20 protein-coding genes are annotated in these 19219 nt (G+C 68.4%); 8 read left to right on the plus strand and 12 right to left on the minus strand.

The window, feature by feature from the left end; translation table 11 throughout:
• Window positions 1–218: 218 nt before the first annotated feature.
• Complete coding sequence (locus QWJ39_RS00620) at window positions 219–851, plus strand: O-methyltransferase (protein ID WP_290255769.1); 633 nt, start codon at window positions 219–221, stop codon at window positions 849–851.
• An 82-nt stretch (window positions 852–933) separates the two neighbouring features.
• Here the strand turns inward: QWJ39_RS00620 and QWJ39_RS00625 are convergent, their stop codons facing one another.
• From QWJ39_RS00625 to QWJ39_RS00640, 4 genes are all read right to left on the minus strand, one after another.
• Window positions 934–1101: a DUF3117 domain-containing protein gene (locus QWJ39_RS00625; protein WP_290255770.1), complete on the minus strand. Its 168-nt coding sequence runs from the start codon at window positions 1099–1101 to the stop codon at window positions 934–936.
• 190 nt (window positions 1102–1291) lie between these two features.
• Window positions 1292–2545 (minus strand): hypothetical protein, encoded by a 1254-nt coding sequence (locus tag QWJ39_RS00630; protein WP_290256467.1) that lies wholly within the window; start codon window positions 2543–2545, stop codon window positions 1292–1294.
• 74 nt (window positions 2546–2619) lie between these two features.
• On the minus strand, window positions 2620–3015 hold the full coding sequence (locus QWJ39_RS00635; protein WP_290255771.1) for a DivIVA domain-containing protein: 396 nt from the start codon (window positions 3013–3015) through the stop codon (window positions 2620–2622).
• Between the two features lie 36 nt (window positions 3016–3051).
• On the minus strand, window positions 3052–3939 hold the full coding sequence (locus QWJ39_RS00640) for a TIGR00730 family Rossman fold protein (RefSeq protein WP_290255772.1): 888 nt from the start codon (window positions 3937–3939) through the stop codon (window positions 3052–3054).
• Between the two features lie 153 nt (window positions 3940–4092).
• On the opposite strand from QWJ39_RS00640, the gene QWJ39_RS00645 reads away from it, so the two are divergent.
• From QWJ39_RS00645 to QWJ39_RS00660, 4 genes are all read left to right on the plus strand, one after another.
• On the plus strand, window positions 4093–4848 hold the full coding sequence (locus QWJ39_RS00645) for an amino acid ABC transporter ATP-binding protein (RefSeq protein ID WP_290255773.1): 756 nt from the start codon (window positions 4093–4095) through the stop codon (window positions 4846–4848).
• A 56-nt stretch (window positions 4849–4904) separates the two neighbouring features.
• Window positions 4905–5813 (plus strand): glutamate ABC transporter substrate-binding protein, encoded by a 909-nt coding sequence (locus QWJ39_RS00650; protein ID WP_290255774.1) that lies wholly within the window; start codon window positions 4905–4907, stop codon window positions 5811–5813.
• A gap of 63 nt (window positions 5814–5876) precedes the next feature.
• Window positions 5877–6524, plus strand: a complete 648-nt coding sequence (locus QWJ39_RS00655; RefSeq protein ID WP_290255775.1) for an amino acid ABC transporter permease — start codon at window positions 5877–5879, stop codon at window positions 6522–6524.
• Window positions 6521–7372, plus strand: a complete 852-nt coding sequence (locus QWJ39_RS00660; protein ID WP_290255776.1) for an amino acid ABC transporter permease — start codon at window positions 6521–6523, stop codon at window positions 7370–7372. The genes QWJ39_RS00655 and QWJ39_RS00660 overlap by 4 nt, the downstream gene beginning before the upstream one ends.
• 109 nt (window positions 7373–7481) lie before the next feature.
• On the opposite strand, the gene dapE is transcribed toward QWJ39_RS00660, so the two are convergent.
• Window positions 7482–8618 carry a succinyl-diaminopimelate desuccinylase gene (dapE, locus tag QWJ39_RS00665; protein ID WP_290255777.1) on the minus strand — a complete coding sequence of 379 codons (1137 nt, stop codon included), beginning with the start codon at window positions 8616–8618 and terminating at the stop codon, window positions 7482–7484.
• Between the two features lie 71 nt (window positions 8619–8689).
• On the opposite strand from dapE, the gene dapD reads away from it, so the two are divergent.
• Together dapD and QWJ39_RS00675 are read left to right on the plus strand one after the other, a co-directional pair.
• On the plus strand, window positions 8690–9700 hold the full coding sequence (gene dapD, locus QWJ39_RS00670; protein ID WP_290255778.1) for a 2,3,4,5-tetrahydropyridine-2,6-dicarboxylate N-succinyltransferase: 1011 nt from the start codon (window positions 8690–8692) through the stop codon (window positions 9698–9700).
• Between the two features lie 119 nt (window positions 9701–9819).
• A complete protein-coding gene (locus QWJ39_RS00675; RefSeq protein WP_290256468.1) occupies window positions 9820–10614 on the plus strand; it encodes a hypothetical protein in 795 nt (264 codons plus the stop codon).
• Window positions 10615–10665: 51 nt separating this feature from the next.
• On the opposite strand, the gene QWJ39_RS00680 is transcribed toward QWJ39_RS00675, so the two are convergent.
• The 5 genes from QWJ39_RS00680 to fdxA form a co-directional block, all read right to left on the minus strand.
• Window positions 10666–11277, minus strand: coding sequence for a hypothetical protein (locus QWJ39_RS00680; protein WP_290255779.1), 612 nt, complete (start codon window positions 11275–11277; stop codon window positions 10666–10668).
• 125 nt (window positions 11278–11402) lie between these two features.
• On the minus strand, window positions 11403–12035 hold the full coding sequence (locus QWJ39_RS00685; protein WP_290255780.1) for a TetR family transcriptional regulator C-terminal domain-containing protein: 633 nt from the start codon (window positions 12033–12035) through the stop codon (window positions 11403–11405).
• Between the two features lie 177 nt (window positions 12036–12212).
• A complete protein-coding gene (locus tag QWJ39_RS00690; RefSeq protein ID WP_290255781.1) occupies window positions 12213–13496 on the minus strand; it encodes a citrate synthase in 1284 nt (427 codons plus the stop codon).
• Window positions 13497–13726: 230 nt separating this feature from the next.
• Window positions 13727–14875 (minus strand): succinyldiaminopimelate transaminase, encoded by a 1149-nt coding sequence (dapC, locus tag QWJ39_RS00695; RefSeq protein WP_290255782.1) that lies wholly within the window; start codon window positions 14873–14875, stop codon window positions 13727–13729.
• A 12-nt stretch (window positions 14876–14887) separates the two neighbouring features.
• Entirely contained in the window at window positions 14888–15214 is a 327-nt protein-coding gene (gene fdxA, locus QWJ39_RS00700; RefSeq protein ID WP_290255783.1) for a ferredoxin, read from the minus strand.
• A gap of 170 nt (window positions 15215–15384) precedes the next feature.
• On the opposite strand from fdxA, the gene QWJ39_RS00705 reads away from it, so the two are divergent.
• The gene (locus tag QWJ39_RS00705; RefSeq protein WP_290255784.1) at window positions 15385–15681 is read left to right on the plus strand and encodes a hypothetical protein; all 297 of its coding nucleotides are present in this window, start codon (window positions 15385–15387) and stop codon (window positions 15679–15681) included.
• On the opposite strand, the gene QWJ39_RS00710 is transcribed toward QWJ39_RS00705, so the two are convergent.
• On the minus strand, window positions 15678–17012 hold the full coding sequence (locus QWJ39_RS00710) for an MFS transporter (RefSeq protein ID WP_290255785.1): 1335 nt from the start codon (window positions 17010–17012) through the stop codon (window positions 15678–15680). The genes QWJ39_RS00705 and QWJ39_RS00710 overlap by 4 nt on opposite strands.
• A gap of 192 nt (window positions 17013–17204) precedes the next feature.
• Window positions 17205–19133: a translational GTPase TypA gene (gene typA / locus QWJ39_RS00715; RefSeq protein WP_290255786.1), complete on the minus strand. Its 1929-nt coding sequence runs from the start codon at window positions 19131–19133 to the stop codon at window positions 17205–17207.
• Between the last annotated feature and the right edge of the window lie 86 nt (window positions 19134–19219).

Raw genomic sequence — 19219 nt, forward strand, 5'->3', positions numbered from 1 at the left:
GTTTACGTCTCCGTGGCGCCTGCTCCCGCAGGCTCCTGCACCACTGGTTCGACGCCGATCACCGTGGGGATGAGCGGATAGCCATCATTTCAAAAAATTCTGGGAAATTCCTGACCCGCCCGGGGACTTCCGCCATCGGCGGAATGCCGCGCCGGTTCGCGGGGCCGGACCCAGTACGCTGGAGGGAACACTCCCCTCCTGCCCGGAAAGCGATACCCATGAGCGCCGATAAGTCCACAAGCTGGTCCTACGCAGAAGATCTGCCTGCCGAGGACGAGGTCTTGCTGCACGCGCGTGAGCGGTCGTTCCAACTGGGTGTGACGCCGGTGGGTCCGGGGGTGGGCGCCGTGCTTACCGTGCTGGCCGCCGCGTCCAAGGCCCAGACCGCCGTCGAGATCGGCACCGGGGCCGGCGTCTCCGGCGTCTGCATCCTCCGCGGCCTGGGCCCGCAGGCGGTCCTGACCACCATCGACGTCGACGTCGAACACCTTCGCGCGGCGCGGGAATCCTTCCAGGAGGCAGGGAACCCCGCCAACCGCACCCGCACCATCTCCGGCCGCGCCGGCGACGTGCTCCCCCGGCTGACCGACAGCGCATACGACCTGGTTTTCATCGACGCGGACAAGCCGAACTACCCGCGCTACGTGGAGCAGGCCATCCGGCTGCTCAAGCGTGGCGGCCTGCTGATCGTCAACGACGCCCTGGACCAGGACCGGGTGGCCAACCCCGCGGCCCGGGAGGCCACCACCGTGGTGCTGCGCCAGATCGGCAAGGCCATCCGCGACGACGAACGGCTGGCCTCGGCCATGCTGCCCACCGGCGACGGACTCCTGGTGGCCGTCAAGAAGTAATCCCGGCAAACGCAGAAGGGACCGGCTGCCTCGCGGCAACCGGTCCCTTTGTTCTTGTCCTGCCAGCCGTGCCGGCCGCGCCCTATTCGGTGACGCCGACCAGGCATTCCCTGAGGTTCGAGGCCTCAGCGGCATTAAGTTCGACCACCAGCCGGCCCCCGCCCTCCAGCGGGACCCGCATGATCAGGCTGCGACCCTCTTTGGTCACTTCCATCGGTCCGTCGCCGGTGCGCGGTTTCATAGCAGCCATGCGGAATATCCCCTCCAAATTGTCCCGTGACTTTCCAGCCCGGCCGGGCTGTGTCCGCTTGGTCCATTAAGCTGCCCGCCGGCCGCGAGCGGACGCCGGGGTTTGACACTCAGTTTTCCTTAGCTTGGGCACCATTATCCCGCAATTACCTGAGCGTAGCTAATCGATGGAGATTCTTGGGAGCGGCAGATCAGGGCGGATAGTCCCCGCCGCCGGGCAGTTGGGCCCAGGCCCAGAGCCACACAACCCACACCAGCTGGAGCAGCAAAAACATGACCACAACGGCGCCGCGGTAGGCCCGGGATCGGGATATCCAGGCCGCGCTGAGTGCCAGGGGGAAGAGCGGCAGGAGCATCCGGAAGGTGCTGGTTTGAGGGTGCAGGAACACCAGCAGGTACCCCACGTAACAAACGCACCAGAGGCGCAATTCGGTCCCCAGCCGGACCGCCGGCTTGGACATCATCAGCAGCGCAAACAGGGCCACGAACACAAAGGGTGCCAGCAGCCCCAGGACCGGGCCGAACAGCTGGACACCGGTATCGAACCACGGCTTGAAGGGCACCAAGTCGTGGCCCCGCCACACCGTCTCGGTCCGCGTGTAGGCCTGGATGTCCCCGGTGACGGCCCACGCGATCGCGGGCCAGAGCAGGGCACCGACGCCCGCGACGGCGGTCAGGGCGGCCAGCGTCCAGAGCCCGGCGGGCGTATGGTCGGCGGGACCGCCGACGGCCGCCTGGCCGCGTAGGCCGTGGCGGCGCCCGGCGCGGACGCGGCCATACAGGCGGTACAGGAACAGCAGCCCGAGCATCGCAGCGAACGGGACGCCCGTGGGCCGGGACAGGTCCATCAGCAGCACCACCGGAATGGCCCACAGGTACCGCCGCTCCAGCACCAGCAGCAGCGCCGCCGCCAGCAGGAGCAGGTTCAGCGACTCGGCATAGGGCACCTGGAGGATGGGAGCCACGGGGAAGGTCGCCACGAAAACGGAACCCCACAGCGCGGTGCGGTGACCGGCCTTAAACCGAAACAGGCGGTAGATCACCAGGGCGGCGCCCAGCCCCGCTACCGAGGCGATCAGGGTGAGAGAGGTTGCCGGGGCCAGTCCCGTCAGGCCGCTGAGCACCCGGCCGAGCAGCGGGAACAGCGGGTAGAACGCCCAGGCGTTCTCCTTGACGTTGCCGGCCGCGTCCACCGGGAGTTCGGACGGATAGCCGTTCCGCAGCGCCTCGCCGTACCAGCGGGCATCCCAGATGTTGATGAAGTTCCAGTAGTCCGGCTTCGGCGGGAACCACGGGTTAACGCCCTGCTGCAGTGCTGCGCCGGCGAAGATGCACGCACTGACCAGGCGGGCGGCAAGGTACAGCGCCGAGATCTGGACCCACCAGGGCCACCGGGCGGCGCGGGCGCCCGCGCCTGCGATCACCCGCCACAGGGCGCCGTTCACGCCCTCCGGCGCGGCCGGGCCGGAGGGACGGAACTCGACGGCGGGGCCCGCCTCGCGGACGGGGCGGGGCTCGTTCACGGCGCCGGGTGCGTGGCCGGGGCGGAATGCGTGGAGGGGCCCGGCTCAGCGGCGGGCGCCGTCCCGGTCTCCGCGCCGGTCCGGGACCTCAGGTCCTCCAGTTCCCGGTCCTTGCGGGTAATCTGCGCCTTCAGCTCGTCCAGGACCTGGTCCACCTGGTCCATGCGGTAGCCGCGGACTCCCACGGCGAACCGGATCCGGTCGATATCGGCCGTCGTCGCGTCCTCGGGCAGCAGGACGGCCGGCAGCGACGCGACCGGCTCATCGAAGCCGTCGTCGAACGCCCGGCCCACCCCGCGGCCGCGGCGGAACAGTCGCGGCACCAGGTCCGTTCCGAGGAAAATGGCGGCGGCTGCCAGCACGACCGCCAGGAAGACGAGGAAAAAACTCACAGCTCCATGGTGCCAGAGAAGCCGGGGCGCGGCCGGTCAGGCGTGCGGCGCGGCCTCCCCGCCGGGCGCCGCACCGGGGTTGTTGCCGCTGGGGTTGCGGTGCCGGGCAGCCCCCTCGACGATGAGTTCGACGGCGAGCGCCGGATCGTCGACCACCTGGACGAGGTCCAGGTCCTGCTCGGCCATCATGCCCTCGGTAACCAGCGTCGTCTGGATCCACTCGAGCATCGGGCTCCAAAACGCGGTGCCGATCAGCACGATTGGGAAGGACGTCACCTTGCGGGTCTGCACCAGGACCATCGCCTCGAACAACTCGTCCAGGGTCCCCAGCCCGCCCGGCAGCACGATGAAGCCCTGCGCGTACTTGACGAACATGGTCTTGCGGGCGAAGAAGTAACGGAAGTTGATACCCAGGTCCACCCACTGGTTCAGGCCCTGCTCGAACGGCAGCTCGATGCCCAGGCCCACGGAGACCCCGTTGCCCTGGACGGCGCCCTTGTTCGCGGCCTCCATGGAACCGGGACCGCCGCCGGTGATCACAGCAAGTCCGGCCTCGGCCAGCTTCCGGCCCACCTCGACGCCGAGTTCGTAGTTCAGGCTGCCGGGCTGGGTGCGGGCCGAGCCGAAGACGCTGACCGCCGGGCCCAGGTCCGCCAAGGCACCGAAGCCTTCGACGAATTCGCTCTGAATCCGCAGCACCCGCCAGGGATCCGTGTGCACGAACTGCCCGGGGCCCTTGGTGTCCAGCAGCGTCTGGTCGGACATCGTGACCTTCGCCGCCCGGCGCCGCAGCTCCAGGGGGCCCTTGTGCCGGATGCCGTTGGCCGGCGGATTCTCCCGCCGTCCGGCTCCCCCATTACCGCCGGCGGTGCTGCCGCCGGAGGACGCGGGCTGCTCGGGCACGGGCTGCGGTTCGCTTTTCATGCCCCCAAGGCTAGCCCCCGCGGCGGCACCGGATGTCCGAGGCCCGCCGGGCGCGTCCCGGGGCGCCGGGTGACGGGTATCTCTTGTGTCACGATGTGGACGAACTGGGAGTGATTGGCGTCATAAGGGGCTAATCTTCGCTAGATTCTTCCTATGACTACTCAAGTACCCGGCGATGCCCTCGTCTCCCTGAAGGCCGTGAATAAGCACTACGGCCAGTTGCATGTCCTCAAGGACATCAATCTGAACGTCCGCAAGGGAGAGGTCGTTGTTGTCATCGGCCCCTCGGGCTCGGGCAAGTCAACGCTGTGCCGCACCATCAACCGGCTGGAAACGATCGACGACGGCGTCATCACCATCGACGGCAAGGAACTTCCCGCCGAGGGCAAGGGCCTGGCCAAGCTGCGGGCCGACGTCGGCATGGTGTTCCAGTCCTTCAACCTGTTCGCCCACAAGACGATCCTGGAGAACGTCACGCTGGGTCCGATCAAGGTCAAGGGTGCCTCCAAGGCCGAGGCCGAAAAGGACGCCATGGCGCTGCTGGAGCGCGTCGGCGTCGGCCAGCAGGCGCCGAAGCTGCCCGCACAGCTCTCCGGCGGCCAGCAGCAGCGCGTGGCGATCGCGCGGGCCCTGGCGATGAAGCCCAAGGTCATGCTGTTCGACGAGCCCACTTCCGCGCTGGACCCCGAGATGATCAACGAGGTCCTCGACGTCATGGTCCAGCTCGCCAAGGAAGGCATGACCATGATCGTGGTCACCCACGAGATGGGCTTCGCCCGCAAGGCCGCGGACCGGGTGGTCTTCATGGCCGACGGCCAGATCGTCGAAGACGAGACGCCGGAGGAGTTCTTCACCAACCCGAAGAGCAGCCGCGCCAAGGACTTCCTGTCCAAGCTCCTGACCCACTAAGCACACCGCATCTCTCTCCGGCCGCCGCCAGGCGGCCGTCCAATGAAAGGTATCCGATGAAGAAATTCTTTAACGGGAAGAAGCCCCTGTTCGTCGCGGCCACCGCGGCCCTGGCTCTCTCCCTCAGCGCCTGCGGCGGCTCCGGCAGCACCGGCGGCGCTGCTCCGGCCGGCGGCGGGGACCAGGCACCGTACAAGGTTGCGGACAACGTCTCGCTGACCGGCAGCCCGACCTACGACGCGATCAAGTCCAGCGGCAAGATCCGCATCGGCGTCAAGCAGGACCAGCCCGGCCTCGGCTTCAAGGATGCAGCCACCGGCGAGTACTCCGGCTTCGACATCGAGATCGCCAAGTGGGTTGCCGCGTCCCTGGGCATGAGCAAGGACAAGATCGAGTTCAAGCCGATCCCGTCCGCCAACCGTGAGTCCGCCATCACCAACGGCGACATCGACTACTACGTCGGCACCTACTCCATCACGGACAAGCGCAAGCAGCTGATCGACTTCGCCGGACCGTACTTCGTCACCGGCCAGGGCATCCTGGTCAAGAAGGACAACTCCAGCATCAACAGCGAGAAGGACCTCTCCGGCAAGAACGTTTGCTCGGCCACCGGTTCCACCCCGATCCAGAACATCAAGGCCAACTTCCCGGGCACCAAGACCACCGAGTTCGACACCTACTCGCAGTGTGTTGAGGCCCTCAAGAGCGGCCAGGTTGACGCTGTCACCACCGACCAGGCCATCCTGCTCGGCTACGCCGCCCAGGAGCCGGACAGCCTGAAGGTTGTCGGCCAGCCGTTCACCACCGAGAAGTACGGTGTCGGCCTGAAGAAGGGTGACACCGCCCTGCGCCAGTTCATCAACAAGACCTTCACCGACGGCGGTTCCGTCTGGCAGAAGATCTACGACCAGACGCTCGGCCAGTCCGGCACGAAGGTCCAGCAGCCCGCAGTAGAGAACTACTAAAACCTGCGTTGAGGGGGCGGCCTCCGGGCCGCCCCCTCTTCCACTGTCGAAAGCGACGATTCTGTGAATACGCTGCTGAATAACTCGGACCTCTTCATTACGGGGTTCCGAAACACGCTCATCCTCTTTTTCTTCTCGGCGATCTTCGCCCTGATCCTCGGCACCGTCGTCGCCGCCCTGCGGGTGTCCCCCGTCCCCGCCATGCGTGCGACCGCGACGCTCTACGTCAACGTGGTGCGCAACACCCCGCTGACCCTGGTGCTGTTCTTCTTCGCTTTGGGCTACCCGAAGCTGGGCCTGGTGCCGATCGACTTCACCACCGCCGCGATCATCGGCCTGAGCCTCTACACCGCCACGTACGTGGCCGAGGCGGTCCGCTCCGGTATCAACACCGTGCCGGTGGGCCAGGCCGAAGCCGCCCGCGCCATCGGCCTGCCGTTCACCCAGACCCTCACCCTGGTGATCCTGCCGCAGGCGTTCCGCGCCGTGATCCCGCCGATGTTCAGCGTCTTCATCGCCCTGCTCAAGAACACCACGGTGGCTGCGGGCTTCTCGGTCTTCGAGGCCGGCGCCATCCGCGCCAACCTCTCCGAGCGCGGCGAGCCGGCCCTGACCGGCCTGCTCTGGGTTGCCCTGGTGTTCATCATCCTTGTCTTCATCCTTTCCGCCCTGCAGCGAAAGCTTGAACAGAAGTGGAAGGTTGCCCGATGAGTTCCGTCCTCTTTGACGCCCCCGGCCCCAAGTCCCGAGCCCGCTACCGGATCCTCGGCGTCGTCACCGCCCTGGTGATCTTGCTGATCATCGGCTTCGTCCTGCTCCGGTTCGCCGAAAGCGGCCAGTTCGAGGCGAAGAAGTGGCAGCTGTTCACCTTCCCGCTGGTGCAGCAGACCATCCTCCAGTCCGTCGGCGCCACGCTGTCGGCCTTCGGCACCGCGGCCGTCCTGAGCCTGATCCTCGGCATCCTGCTGGCCTTCGGCCGGCTCTCGGACCGCCGCTGGATCAGCGCCCCGTGCTACGGCTTCACGGAGCTGTTCCGTGCCGTGCCGCTTCTGATCCTGATGATGATCTTCTACTACGGCCTGCCCACCGTCGGCATCCAGGGCATCACGCCCTTCACCGCCGTCGTGGCCGGCCTGGTGCTGTACAACGGTTCGGTCCTGGCCGAGGTGTTCCGCGCCGGCATCGAATCGCTGCCGCGCGGCCAGAGCGAGGCCGGCTACGCGATCGGCCTGCCCAAGAGCAAGGTCATGACCAGCATCCTGCTCCCGCAGGCGGTCAGGTCCATGCTGCCGGTCATCATCTCCCAGCTGGTGGTCATCCTGAAGGACACCGCCCTCGGGTTCATCGTGACCTACAACGAGATCCTGTTCCAGGCGAAGTACTTCGGCAGCCAGATCCAGTACGGCTCCCCGATCATCCCGGCCGCCATGGTGGCTGCCGTGCTGTACGTGGGCATGTGCCTGATCCTGGCCGCGATCGCGAAGTGGCTGGAACGCCGGCTCTCCCGCAAGCCGGGCGTGGCGGTGGTGCCGGCGGCCAGCGTCCCCGCCGACGCCTAGCCCCACCAGCTACGCAGCCACACCAGCAACACAGCTTCGACGCAGAACGGCCCGGAACCTCAGGTTCCGGGCCGTTCTGCGTTTCGGGCGTTTCAGTGCCGACGCGCGCCTACTCGGCGGCGGGCAGTCCCAGCCAGGAGCGCAGTGCGCGCAGGCATTCGCGGATGGCCGCGGCGTCGACGTGCTCGTTGTCCTTGTGCGCCAGCAGCGCGTCCCCGGGGCCGAAGTTCACAGCGGGGACGCCCAGTTCGCTGAAGCGGGCGACGTCTGTCCAGCCGTACTTGGGCTTCGGCTCGGCCCCGACGGCGGCGACGAAGGACGCGGCGGCCGGATGGTTCAGCCCGGGCCGGGCACCGGCGGCACCGTCGGTGCGGACCAGGTCGAAGCCGTCCAGCAGCTCGCGCACGTGCGCCTCGGCCTGCGCCATGTTCTTGTCGGGAGCGAAGCGGTAGTTGATCTCCACCACGCAACGGTCCGGGATGACGTTGCCGGCCGTGCCGCCGTGGACGCGCACGGCGTTCAGGCTCTCCCGGTAGTCCAGGCCGTCGACGGAGACCGTCTTCGGTTCGTACGCCGCCAGGCGTTCCAGGATGGGCGCCGCGGCGTGGATGGCGTTGCTGCCCATCCAGGCCCGCGCGGAGTGGGCCGCCTCGCCGACGGTGGTGGCCTCGAAGCGGATGGTGCCGTTGCAGCCGCCCTCGACGGTCCCGTCAGTGGGTTCGAGCAGGATCGCGAAGTCGCCCTCGAGGAGGTCCCCGTGGTTGCGCACCAGCCGGCCCAGGCCGCTCTTGACGCCCTCGACCTCCTCGTGGTCGTAGAAGACGAAGGTGACGTCCTTGTCCGGTGCCGCGCCGCCGTCGAACATCCCGGCCGCCAGGGCCAGCTGCACGGCGACGCCGCTCTTCATGTCGGTGGCGCCGCGGCCGTAGAGGATGCCCTCCCCCGGCGCGCCGGAGGCCCAGTAGGAGGGGACGGTGCCGAGTGAGCCCTCGGTGGTGGGCAGCGGCACCGTGTCCAGGTGCCCGGCCAGGATGACCCGCTCGGGCCGGCCCAGCGAGGTTCGGGCAACGATCGCGTCGCCGTCGCGGGTCAGCTCCAGCTGCGGGATGGCACGGAGCGCGTGCTCAACGGCGTCCGCCAGCCGGCGCTCCTCCCCCGAAACGCTGAAGATGTCGATGATGTCTGCGGTCAGGAGAGCCACGTCCTGGTGCAGGTCCAGGCGGGCGGGGGCGCTTTGCTCAGTCACCGTCCCACTGTAGCGTCCGCGCACCGTCACCGTTTTAGAAGACGGCGGGGGCCGTCGATAGACTTGGGCGCATGACTGACAACGCTTCCTCCGCCGCGCCCGCCGACTCCCGCTCCGCCTACGGTTACGGGGTGGCCACCATCGCCACCCGCGACGGCGCGGCCACCGTGCTGGACGCCTGGTTCCCGGCCCCGGCGCTCGGAACCGCCGCGGAGAGCCTGCGGGACGTCGCCAACGCGGACCAGGCGCTACAGGACATCGCGGCGTCGGGCGACGATGCCGACCGCGGCACCGAGCAGAAGGTCATCTTCGCCCAGATCAACCTGGATGAGGCCCCCGCGGACACCGCCGACGCGTACCTGCGGCTGCATCTGCTCTCGCACCGCCTGGTCAAGCCCAACAGCATCAACCTCGACGGCATCTTCGGCAAGCTGCCCAACGTCGTCTGGACCAACTTCGGCCCCGCCCCGGTGGAGGGCTTCGAAATGACCCGGGCCCGGCTCCGCCGCCGCGGCGCCGTCACCGTCTACGGCGTAGATAAGTTCCCGCGCATGGTGGACTACGTCCTTCCCTCCGGCGTCCGGATCGCCGACGCCGACAGGGTCCGCCTCGGCGCGCACCTGGCCGAGGGCACCACGGTCATGCACGAGGGGTTCGTGAACTTCAACGCCGGCACGCTCGGCACCTCCATGGTGGAGGGCCGGATCTCCGCCGGTGTCGTCGCGGGCAACGGCACCGACGTCGGCGGCGGCGCCTCGATCATGGGCACCCTCTCCGGCGGCGGCAAGGAACAGATCTCCCTCGGCGAGCGGGTCCTCCTGGGCGCGAACTCCGGCGTCGGGATCAGCATCGGCGATGACTCCGTGGTGGAGGCCGGCCTGTACGTCACCGCCGGAACCCGCGTCCGCGTGGTGGGCCCGAAGGACGCCGACGGCGAGGACACCACCCGGATCGTCAAGGCCGTGGAGCTCTCCGGCGTCCCGAACCTGCTGTTCCGCCGCAACTCCACCAGCGGCCAGGTGGAAGTACTGCCCCGCAAGGGACAGACCGTGGAGCTCAACGAGGCTCTGCACGCCAACTAGGCACCGGCCGAGAGCCTGACGGCTCAGGATTCGACCGGCCCCGCGGGGCCCGAGGGAGTATAGACGTGGCACGCAGACGTGGCTGGCGCCGCAGGATCGTGCTGTTGCTGGTCCTGGCGATGGTGGGCGGCGCCGTGTACACCGCCGTCGCCTTCCTGCAGCGCTCCGAGACCCTGGTGACGGAGGGCTGCAAGGTCCCCGGCGCGGACGAGGACCTCGCCACCGACCAGGCCGGGTACGCGGCCCTGATCAGCGCGATCGCGGTGCGGCGCGGGCTGCCCGCCCGCGCCGCCAGCATTGCGCTGGCCACCTCGCTGCAGGAATCCAAGCTCCGCAACATCGGCCACGGGGACGAGGCCGGACCGGACTCGCGCGGGCTCTTCCAGCAGCGGCCCTCCCAAGGCTGGGGCACCGAGGCCGAGGTGATGGACCCGTACCATGCCACGAACGCCTTCTACGATGCGCTGGTCAAGATTTCCGGCTATGAGTCGCTGCCCATCACCGCCGCCGCGCAGGAGGTCCAGCGTTCGGCCTACCCGGGCGCCTACGCCCAGCACGAACCCACGGCCCGGGCCTTCGCCTCCGCACTGACCGGGCAGTCGCCGCAGTCCCTGGACTGCACGCTGCGTGCCCCCGACGCCGGCGGTGACCCGGCCGCCGTGCAGCAGCGGCTGACGTCCGCATTCGGAGCGCTCGACGCCGGCACGGAGGGGCGCACGCTCACCGTGCAGGCGCAGGACACCCGGGCGTGGGCCGTGGCCCAGTGGGCGGTGGCGAACGCGAAGTCGCTGTCCATCACCGCGGTGGCCGTCGACGGCCAGACCTGGACCCGGTCCGGCCACAACGGCTGGCAGCCCGGGGACGCCCCGGCCGGCCAGGTCAGCATCACGGTCGCGGCGGAACCGGCCAAGTAGCCGGGACCGGTACGCCGCAAAGACCGGCGGCCGCGGACGACGTTCGCCCGATCAGGCCAGCAGCTCTATGACCGGCTGGACATAGCTGCGGAACAGCTCCGGGTCCGCGGCCAGCGCCGAGCTCATGATGATCTTGTCCGGCTCCAGGTACCAGGCCCGCGGCTCGGCCAGCGGCAGTTCGATGATGGTCAGCTCGAAGTCGCGGGCATCCCGGCCGGCCTCCAGCAGGCGGTCCTCGACCATGTCGGCCAGGATCGACGAGGCGCCGTTGGCGTCCCGTTCAGCCTCGAGCGCGCGGTACTCCCCCTGGCGCTCCCGGGCCCAGCTGAGCGCGGCGCCGAAGTGTGCCTGGAGCACGCGCCGCAGGGCCGGGGAATTGCCGAAGGCGCGGAAGCCGGGCGGCCCCAGCTCGGGCTCCATCTCCGGGTGCGCCTTGAGCAGCTGTGACCACCACGCCTCCCACTCCGTCTTCAGTGCTGGCATCCCGCCCACTTCGTTGATCAGGTGGGAATGGTTCGACGGATGGATCTTGGGAACGACCGGGCAGAGGACCGGATGACCCACGGTCTCCAGGCCGGCCGCGTCCCGTATATACAGCGCGACCAGCATGGGACCCGAGGTGTCCATGGTGATCCGCCAGCCGGGCCCGCCTGTGTGGTGCATCCGATGTGCCTCCCTTGGCAAGACGTACTTTTTCAGTGTATTCCCGTTGGCCGCACAGGTTAATGGCGGGCACAGGTTAGTGGCGGGCACAGGTTAGTGGCGGTGCAGGTGATGGTCCCCGGCGGTCAGGCAGGGACCGGGTGCCGCCGGTCGAGGGTCGCAAGGTGCGCCTCCAGGACGTCGCGGCACACCTGTGCCGTCATCCATTCCGGCTGCAGCAAGGCATGCAGGACCAGCCCGTCGAGGGTTGCCAGGAGCCGCTCGGCCTCGGTGACCAGCTGTTGCTGGTCCGGCTCCGCGCCGTCTCCGGCGAGGGTGAGGACCAGACGGCCGACGACGGCGGCCACCGCCCGGTGGCTGCGGTCCGCCTCCGGTACCAGGAAAGGGCGGGTACGGGCTGCGGCCTTGAAGGCCATCCAGACGCAGGCGTCCACGGCCCGCTCCTCATCGAGCGGCAGCAGTTCCTCCAGCAGCGCCAGCACGGCGGTCCGGTGGCCGGGGGTGCCGGGCGCTGCCGCGGCGAGCTGCTCCTCGGCGCCGAGCAACCGGCCGGTGACGCTGTCAACGGCGACGCTGAAGGAGTGGATGAGCAGCTCGTCGCTGCTGGCGAAGTAGTGCCGCACGGAGCCGACGGCCAAGCCGGCCTCGTCGGCCACCTCACGCAGGGACGCCCGTTCCAGGCCGTCGGTGGCGATAATGCGGAAGACCGCGTCGACAATTTCTTGGCGCCGCAAAACAGCGTCGACAAATTTGGGCATTGCTCTTTTTTAGCACGCACGTGCCCCGTCCACGGCGAACCACGCCGTCCCACCCGTCACTCCTGTACCAGCCACGGGCACTTCCGGCACGGAAAACGGCGGCGGCCGCGCCCCGGGAAGGGTACGCGGCCGCCGCCGTCAGGCTGTGCACAGCAGTGCAGTGCCGTCGGATGGGACCTAGACGGCCGGGTAGTTCCGTTCCGGCTCTCCCGTGTACAGCTGGCGCGGGCGGCCGATCTTGGTGTTCGGGTCGCTGATCATCTCGCGCCACTGGGCGATCCAGCCGGGGAGGCGGCCGATCGCGAAGAGCACGGTGAACATCTTCTCCGGGAAGCCCATGGCCTTGTAGATCAGGCCGGTGTAGAAGTCCACGTTCGGGTAGAGCTTGCGCTGGATGAAGTAGTCATCCTGCAACGCCTTCTCTTCGAGGCGGAGGGCGATCTCGAGCAGTTCGTCGTTGCCGCCGAGCTTACTGAGGATCTCGTGGGCCGTGGCCTTGACGATCTTGGCGCGCGGGTCGTAGTTCTTGTAGACCCGGTGGCCGAAGCCCATCAGGCGGACGCCGTCTTCCTTGTTCTTGACCTTCTCCATGTAGTCCTCGGGCTTGATGCCGTCGGCCTGGATCTGGCGGAGCATCTTGAGGACGGCCTCGTTGGCGCCGCCGTGGGCGGGGCCGAAGAGGGCGTTGATGCCGGCGGAGACGGAGGCGAAGAGGTTGGCGTTGGAGGAGCCGACCAGGCGGACCGTGGAGGTGGAGCAGTTCTGCTCGTGGTCCGCGTGCAGGATGAGCAGCAGGTCCAGGGCCTTGGCAACGACCGGGTCGACCTCGTACTGCTCGGCGGGGAGGCCGAAGCTCAGGCGCAGGAAGTTCTCCACCAGGTTCATGGAGTTGTCCGGGTAGAGCATCGGCTGGCCGATGGACTTCTTCAGCGCGTATGCGGCGATGACCGGCATCTTGGCCAGCAGGCGGTAGGTGGAAACCTCGACGTGCTCGGCGTTGAACGGGTCCAGCGAGTCCTGGTAGAAGGTGGACAGCGCGGAGACGGCGGAGGAAAGCACCGGCATCGGGTGCGCGTCGCGCGGGAAGCCGCTGAAGAAGCCCTTGAGCTCCTCATGCAGCAGGGTGTGGTGGCGGATTCGCTGATCGAAGGCCTCCAGCTCGGCCGGCGTCGGCAGGTTGCCGTAGATCAGCAGGTAGGACACCTCGAGGAAGCTCGAGTGCTCGGCGAGCTGCTCGATCGGGTAACCCCGGTAGCGCAGGATACCGGCGTCGCCATCGATGTATGTGATGGCCGAGGTGGTGGCCGCCGTGTTCATGAAACCGGGGTCAAAGGCAACGGCGCCGGTCTGCTTCAGCAGCTTGGAAACGTCGTAGCCTTCGTTTCCTTCAACAACCTTGATGCGCGGGAGCTCAAGCTCGCCGCCTGCATGACGCAGGGTTGCGCTGGTGGTCTCAGTCATGGATTCTCCTCATGAGGCCCTGGGCCCCTGTTGAAAGCTTGATCCAACATCTGGTGAAGCCGCCCACGGAATCCGCATCTGCATGCCGGTTCCAACGGCCGCGCTGCCTTCTTGTGGAAAGCCACCATTGATCGTCAGTTAAAAAGTACCGGGAGTTCGCGGGTGGCACTAATCCGCGGGGCCTTCAAGGCGGCGATTCCGCGCTTTGTGTGCCCCGCGTCACAGCATCGTTACGGTCCCGTAGCCAGACGCTCCGCCGCGGCGTCGATCCGCTCGTCACTGGCCGTCAGCGCCACCCGCACGAAGCCGTTGCCGGCGTCGCCGTAGAACACCCCGGGGCCGACGACGATCCCGCGGTCCGCCAGCCGCCCGACCGTGTCCCAGGTCGGCTCGCCCGCGGTGGCCCACAGGTAGAGGCCGGCGCGGGACTCGTGAATGGTCAGGCCGAAGGCCTCAAGCGCGGGTACGATCCGCTCGCGGCGGCCGCGGTACAGGTCCTTCTGCGCGGTGACGTGGGCGTCGTCGCCGAGTGCAACGCGCATGGCCTCCTGGACCGGGTAGGGCACGATCATCCCGGCGTGCTTGCGGCTGTTCACCAGGTTGGCCATCAGCGCACCGTCGCCGGCGACGAAGGCGGCCCGGTAGCCGGCCACGTTGGACTGTTTGCTCAGCGAGTAGACCGCCAGCAGCCCCTCGTGGGAGCCGCCCGCCACCCGCGGGTCGAGGATGCTGGGTACGGGTTCGCCGCCTCGCTGGACGTCCCATTCGCCCCAGCCGAGTTCGGCGTAGCACTCGTCGGAGGCGACGACGGCGCCCAGCTCACGGGCCTGCGCCACAATCCGGCGCAGGGAGTCGGCGTCGCGGACGCTGCCGGTGGGGTTGGCCGGGGAGTTGACCCAGACGAGCCGGACACGCGAGCGGATGCCGGCGTCGAGTTCATCGAGGTCGTCGGCGGCGACGTGCTCCGCGCCGGCGAACGTGGCCCCGATGTCGTAGGTGGGGTACGCGACGGTGGGCCGGACGACGACGTCGCCGGGCTTCAGGCCGAGCAGGAACGGCAGCCAGGCCACCAGTTCCTTGGACCCGACGGTCGGCATGACGTTCTGCGGGTCGAGGCCGGGGACGCCGCGGCGGCGCTCGAACCAGGCGGCGATGGCCTCACGGAGGGCCGGGGTGCCGTGCACAGTCGGGTAGCCGGGAGCGTTGGCCGCGGCCCGGAGGGCGTCCTGGACCAGGGCGGGCGTGTCATCCACCGGGGTGCCGATGGACAGGTTGGCCACTCCCCCGGGGTGCCCGGCGGCGCGGGCGCTGTAGGGCGCCATCGCCTCCCACGGGTAGTCGGGCAGGCTGAGGCCGAAGCTGCGCACCGCAGAAGTCACCGTGGATCCGTCCTAGTGGTCTTGGTTCTGCGGCGGCAGGGCGGCGATCATCGGGTGGTCGGTGTGGGTGTTGCCGATCTTGGCGGCGCCGCCCGGGGAACCCAGCACGTCGAAGAACTCCACGTTGGCCTTGTAGTAGTCCGCCCACTCTTCGGGGGTGTCGTCCTCGTAGTAGATCGCCTCGACGGGGCAGACCGGCTCGCAGGCACCACAGTCCACACACTCGTCCGGGTGGATGTACAGGGAACGCTCACCCTCGTAGATGCAGTCGACGGGGCACTCCTCAATGCATGCCTTGTCCTTAACATCTACACACGGCTGCGCGATTACGTACGTCACGACCCTGGCCTCTCCACGTTGGCTCCGGCTTCCGCCGGGCATTCTGCCCCGGCCTGAGCGCCGGGCTGCTGACTTCCGAGCCTATTATCCCCCAGCCCGCTCCCGCCAACCTACCCGGCCGTCACAGACGCACGCGGCAGGCGGTCCGCCCGCGGACCTAGGATGGTCCGGTGAGCGTTTCCCCTTCCCGGCCCCGTGACTTCCTGGCCTCCGCCGCGCCGGGCACCCGGGTGGTGGTCCGGTACCGCATCGAGGGCGGCCTGACCGACGCGCTGGGCGAGCTGCTGGGTTGCGACGGTACCGAGTGCACGGTCCGCACGCGCCGGGAGGACACGGTCATCACGCTGGCGTCCGTGGTGGCGGCGAAGGCCGTGCCGCCGCCTCCGCCCCGCCGGGCGCCGCGGGTGAGGCCGGGCTCTACTGAGCCGGAGAAATCCCAGGACGCGGCCGGCCCGGAGGAAGCCTAGGAGGCGGGTTCCTCGACGCTGTCCGGGAGCTTCCGCATGGACATCAGCGGCGAGAACAGCACCGGCGCCACGGAGAGCAGGCTCAGCGCGGCGCCCAGCCACATGGCCGGCACCATCCCGATGGACTCGCCGAGGAAGCCGCCGATCAGGGCCGCCACCGGCATGACGCCCCAGACGACGCAGCGGACGGAGGCGTTCATCCGGCCCAGCAGCCGCGGCGGACAGACCCGCTGCCGCATGGTCAGCTGCATGATGTTGTAGACCAGCGCGCCGAAGGTGGTGCCGAACTCGGAGATGGTCAGCAGCACCAGGGCGTTGCCGGGTTCGGTCTGCAGGGCCGCTACCGGCACCAGCACCAGCGCCAGCGACCCAAGCAGTGCCCCCGCCGGGATGACCCGGCCCTCGCCGATCCGGCGGGCAAGCCACGGGCCGGACACCGCGCCCAGCAGGCCGCCCGCGGCGCCGACGGACATGATGATGCCCATACCCTGGGGACCCAGCCCCAGCTGCCGGAGCACCAGCACCGGCAGCAGCGTGAACACCAGCATGCTGGCGAAGTTCATGCCGGCGGTGCAGAGCACCACGCGGCGGATCAGTTCGTGCCGCACCACAAAGGAGAGGCCCTCGCGGATCTCGGTGCCCAGCGAACCGTGTTCCCGGGCCGGGCGGGGCTCCTCACGGTCGCGGGTGCGGGTCAGGAACACGGCGGAGAGCAGGTATCCCACGGACTGGCCGACAAAGAGCACCGGCGCCGTCACCACGGCCAGGAGCGCTCCGCCGGCGGCTGGCCCGCCGATCCGGGCGATCTGGGCCGTGGCCTCGAGTTTGGAGTTTGCCTCGCCCACGTGGCGGGCGGGCACCAGCAGGGGGACGAAGCTCTGATAGGAAACGTCGAAGAACACGGTGGCGACGCCGACGACGGCGGAGATGACGTAGAGGTGCCAGACCTGCAGCGCACCGGCCCACCAGAGCAGGGGCACGGCGCTGATCGCGACCATCCGGACCAGGTCCGCGAGGATCATGGTGCGGCGCTTGAGCCAGCGGTCCACCCAGGCGCCGGCAGGCAGCCCAACCAGCAGGAAGGCGGCGAGTCCGGCGGCGTTGAGGATGCCCACCTCGAACTCGGTGGCGCGCAGCAGGGTCACGGCCAGGACGGGGAACGCGAGCTGTCCGAGCTGGGCGCCGAGCTGCGAAAGGGACTGGGCGGTCCAGAAGACGCCGAAGTTGGCGTCACGCCAGAGCGAGGCCTCCCGGGCAGTGTCCCCCGGTGCCTCAGCGTCCCCGCCGACGTCGGAATCCGCGGCGAAGTCGGCGGGTTTCTGGGCTGTCACCGGGTCAGCTTTGCAGTAGAGGTGACAGCTGTCAATCACTTCGCGGCGCGCCGGGACGGCGTTGCGCCGCACGGCACCGGCAGAACCGGGAGGGCCGCTTAAACGGCTCTGCCGCCGGGCGGCGGTTGGACCGCCTGCCCGACGGCAGTTCGTGGTGGCGCTGGACGCGCCGATGCCCTGGCGGGCTGGACCCTAGGCCTTGGCGCGGGCGCGGTTGGCCTTGGCCCGCTCGTTGGAGTCCAGGATCACCTTGCGGATACGGATGTCTTCCGGGGTGACCTCGACGCATTCGTCCTCGCGGGCGAATTCGAGGGATTCCTCGAGGGTCAGCTCGCGCGGCGGGGTCAGGTTCTCGAAGGAGTCCGAGGAAGCGGCACGCATGTTGGTGAGCTTCTTTTCCTTGGTGATGTTGACGTCCATGTCATCGGCGCGGGAGTTCTCGCCGACGATCATGCCCTCGTAGACCTCGGAGGTGGGCTTCACGAAGAAGGAGCCACGTTCCTGCAGGTTGATCATGGCGAACGGCGTCACGACACCGGCACGGTCGGCAACCATCGAACCGTTGGTGCGGTATTCGATCGGGCCGGCCCACGGCTCGTAGCCCTCGGAGATCGAGGCGGCGATGCCGGCACCGCGGGTGTCCGTGAGGAACCGGGTGCGGAAGCCGATCAGGCCACGGGCGGGAACGATGAATTCCATGCGGCACCAGCCGGTGCCGTGGTTGGCCATGTTGGTCATGCGGCCCTTGCGGGCGGCCATCAGCTGCGTCACGGCGCCGAGGTATTCCTCGGGCACGTCGATGGTCATGTGTTCCATCGGCTCGTGGATCTTGCCGTCGATGGTCTTGGTGACAACCTGCGGCTTGCCGACGGTCAGCTCGAAGCCTTCGCGGCGCATCTGCTCGACCAGGATGGCGAGGGCGAGCTCGCCACGGCCCTGGACTTCCCAGGCGTCGGGACGCTCGGTCGGGAGGACCTTGATGGAGACGTTACCGATCAGTTCCTTGTCGAGGCGGTCCTTGACCTGGCGTGCGGTGACCTTGGCGCCCTTGACCTTGCCAGCCAGCGGGGAGGTGTTGATACCGATGGTCATCGAGATGGCCGGGTCGTCGACGGTGATCAGCGGCAGCGGCTGCGGGTTCTCGGCGTCGGTCAGGGTCTCACCGATGGTGATTTCCTCGATGCCGGCGACGGCGACGATTTCGCCCGGTCCGGCGGACTCGGCCGGGACGCGGTCCAGTGCCTTGGTGGCCAGCAGTTCGGTGATCTTGACGTTCTTGAGCTCACCGTTGGCGCGGGCCCATGCCACGGTCTGGCCCTTGCGCAGGGTGCCGTTGTAGATGCGGAGCAGGGCGAGGCGGCCGAGGAACGGGGAGGCGTCCAGGTTGGTGACGTGTGCCTGCAGCACACCGTCCGGGTTGTAGGTCGGGGCCGGGATGTGCTCAATGATGGTCTTGAAGAGCGGTTCCAGGTCCTCGTTCTCCGGGGCGGTGCCGTCGGCGGGCTGCTCGAGGGAGGCACGGCCGACCTTGGCGGCGGCGTAGACGACGGGAACTTCGAGGATCTTGTCCAGATCCAGGTCCGGAACCTCGTCCGCGAGATCCGAGGCCAGGCCCAGGAGCAGGTCCATGGACTCGTGCACGACTTCCTCGATGCGGGCATCGGGACGGTCGGTCTTGTTGACCAGCAGGATCACGGGCAGGTGCGCGGCGAGGGCCTTGCGCAGCACGAAACGGGTCTGCGGCAGCGGGCCTTCGGAAGCGTCCACGAGGAGGACGACGCCGTCGACCATGGACAGGCCGCGCTCGACCTCACCGCCGAAGTCGGCGTGGCCGGGGGTGTCGATGACGTTGATGGTGATGGTCTCGCCGTTGGAGGACGGTCCGTTGTAGGCCACCGTGGTGTTCTTGGCCAGGATGGTGATGCCCTTTTCGCGCTCCAGGTCACCGGAGTCCATGACGCGGTCTTCGAGGTGGTTGTGCTCGGCAAAGGAGTTGGTCTGCTTGAGCATGGCATCGACCAGGGTGGTCTTGCCGTGGTCAACGTGGGCCACAATCGCGACGTTGCGCAGGTCACTGCGCAATGCAGTGGCTACCGCAGTGTTGGTGGTGGTTTCAGACATGCGTTATTGCTCGATTCAGTGGTGAAGTCAGCTGTTGTATCGCGACATTTCCGACCGGAACGCACGACAGGAATGGCCCGTTCGCA

Source organism: Arthrobacter sp. YD4 (genome assembly GCF_030410515.1).
GTDB lineage: Bacteria > Actinomycetota > Actinomycetes > Actinomycetales > Micrococcaceae > Arthrobacter.

What these genes read in the sequence shown, in the direction of transcription:
- QWJ39_RS00620 (WP_290255769.1), top strand. Translation starts at nt 219, where the DNA reads ATGAGCGCCGATAAGTCCACAAGCTGGTCCTACGCAGAAGATCTGCCT.
- QWJ39_RS00625 (WP_290255770.1), bottom strand. Translation starts at nt 1,101, where the DNA reads ATGGCTGCTATGAAACCGCGCACCGGCGACGGACCGATGGAAGTGACC.
- QWJ39_RS00640 (WP_290255772.1), bottom strand. Translation starts at nt 3,939, where the DNA reads ATGAAAAGCGAACCGCAGCCCGTGCCCGAGCAGCCCGCGTCCTCCGGC.
- QWJ39_RS00645 (WP_290255773.1), top strand. Translation starts at nt 4,093, where the DNA reads ATGACTACTCAAGTACCCGGCGATGCCCTCGTCTCCCTGAAGGCCGTG.
- QWJ39_RS00650 (WP_290255774.1), top strand. Translation starts at nt 4,905, where the DNA reads ATGAAGAAATTCTTTAACGGGAAGAAGCCCCTGTTCGTCGCGGCCACC.
- QWJ39_RS00660 (WP_290255776.1), top strand. Translation starts at nt 6,521, where the DNA reads ATGAGTTCCGTCCTCTTTGACGCCCCCGGCCCCAAGTCCCGAGCCCGC.
- dapD (WP_290255778.1), top strand. Translation starts at nt 8,690, where the DNA reads ATGACTGACAACGCTTCCTCCGCCGCGCCCGCCGACTCCCGCTCCGCC.
- QWJ39_RS00675 (WP_290256468.1), top strand. Translation starts at nt 9,820, where the DNA reads ATGGTGGGCGGCGCCGTGTACACCGCCGTCGCCTTCCTGCAGCGCTCC.
- QWJ39_RS00680 (WP_290255779.1), bottom strand. Translation starts at nt 11,277, where the DNA reads ATGCACCACACAGGCGGGCCCGGCTGGCGGATCACCATGGACACCTCG.
- QWJ39_RS00685 (WP_290255780.1), bottom strand. Translation starts at nt 12,035, where the DNA reads ATGCCCAAATTTGTCGACGCTGTTTTGCGGCGCCAAGAAATTGTCGAC.
- QWJ39_RS00690 (WP_290255781.1), bottom strand. Translation starts at nt 13,496, where the DNA reads ATGACTGAGACCACCAGCGCAACCCTGCGTCATGCAGGCGGCGAGCTT.
- typA (WP_290255786.1), bottom strand. Translation starts at nt 19,133, where the DNA reads ATGTCTGAAACCACCACCAACACTGCGGTAGCCACTGCATTGCGCAGT.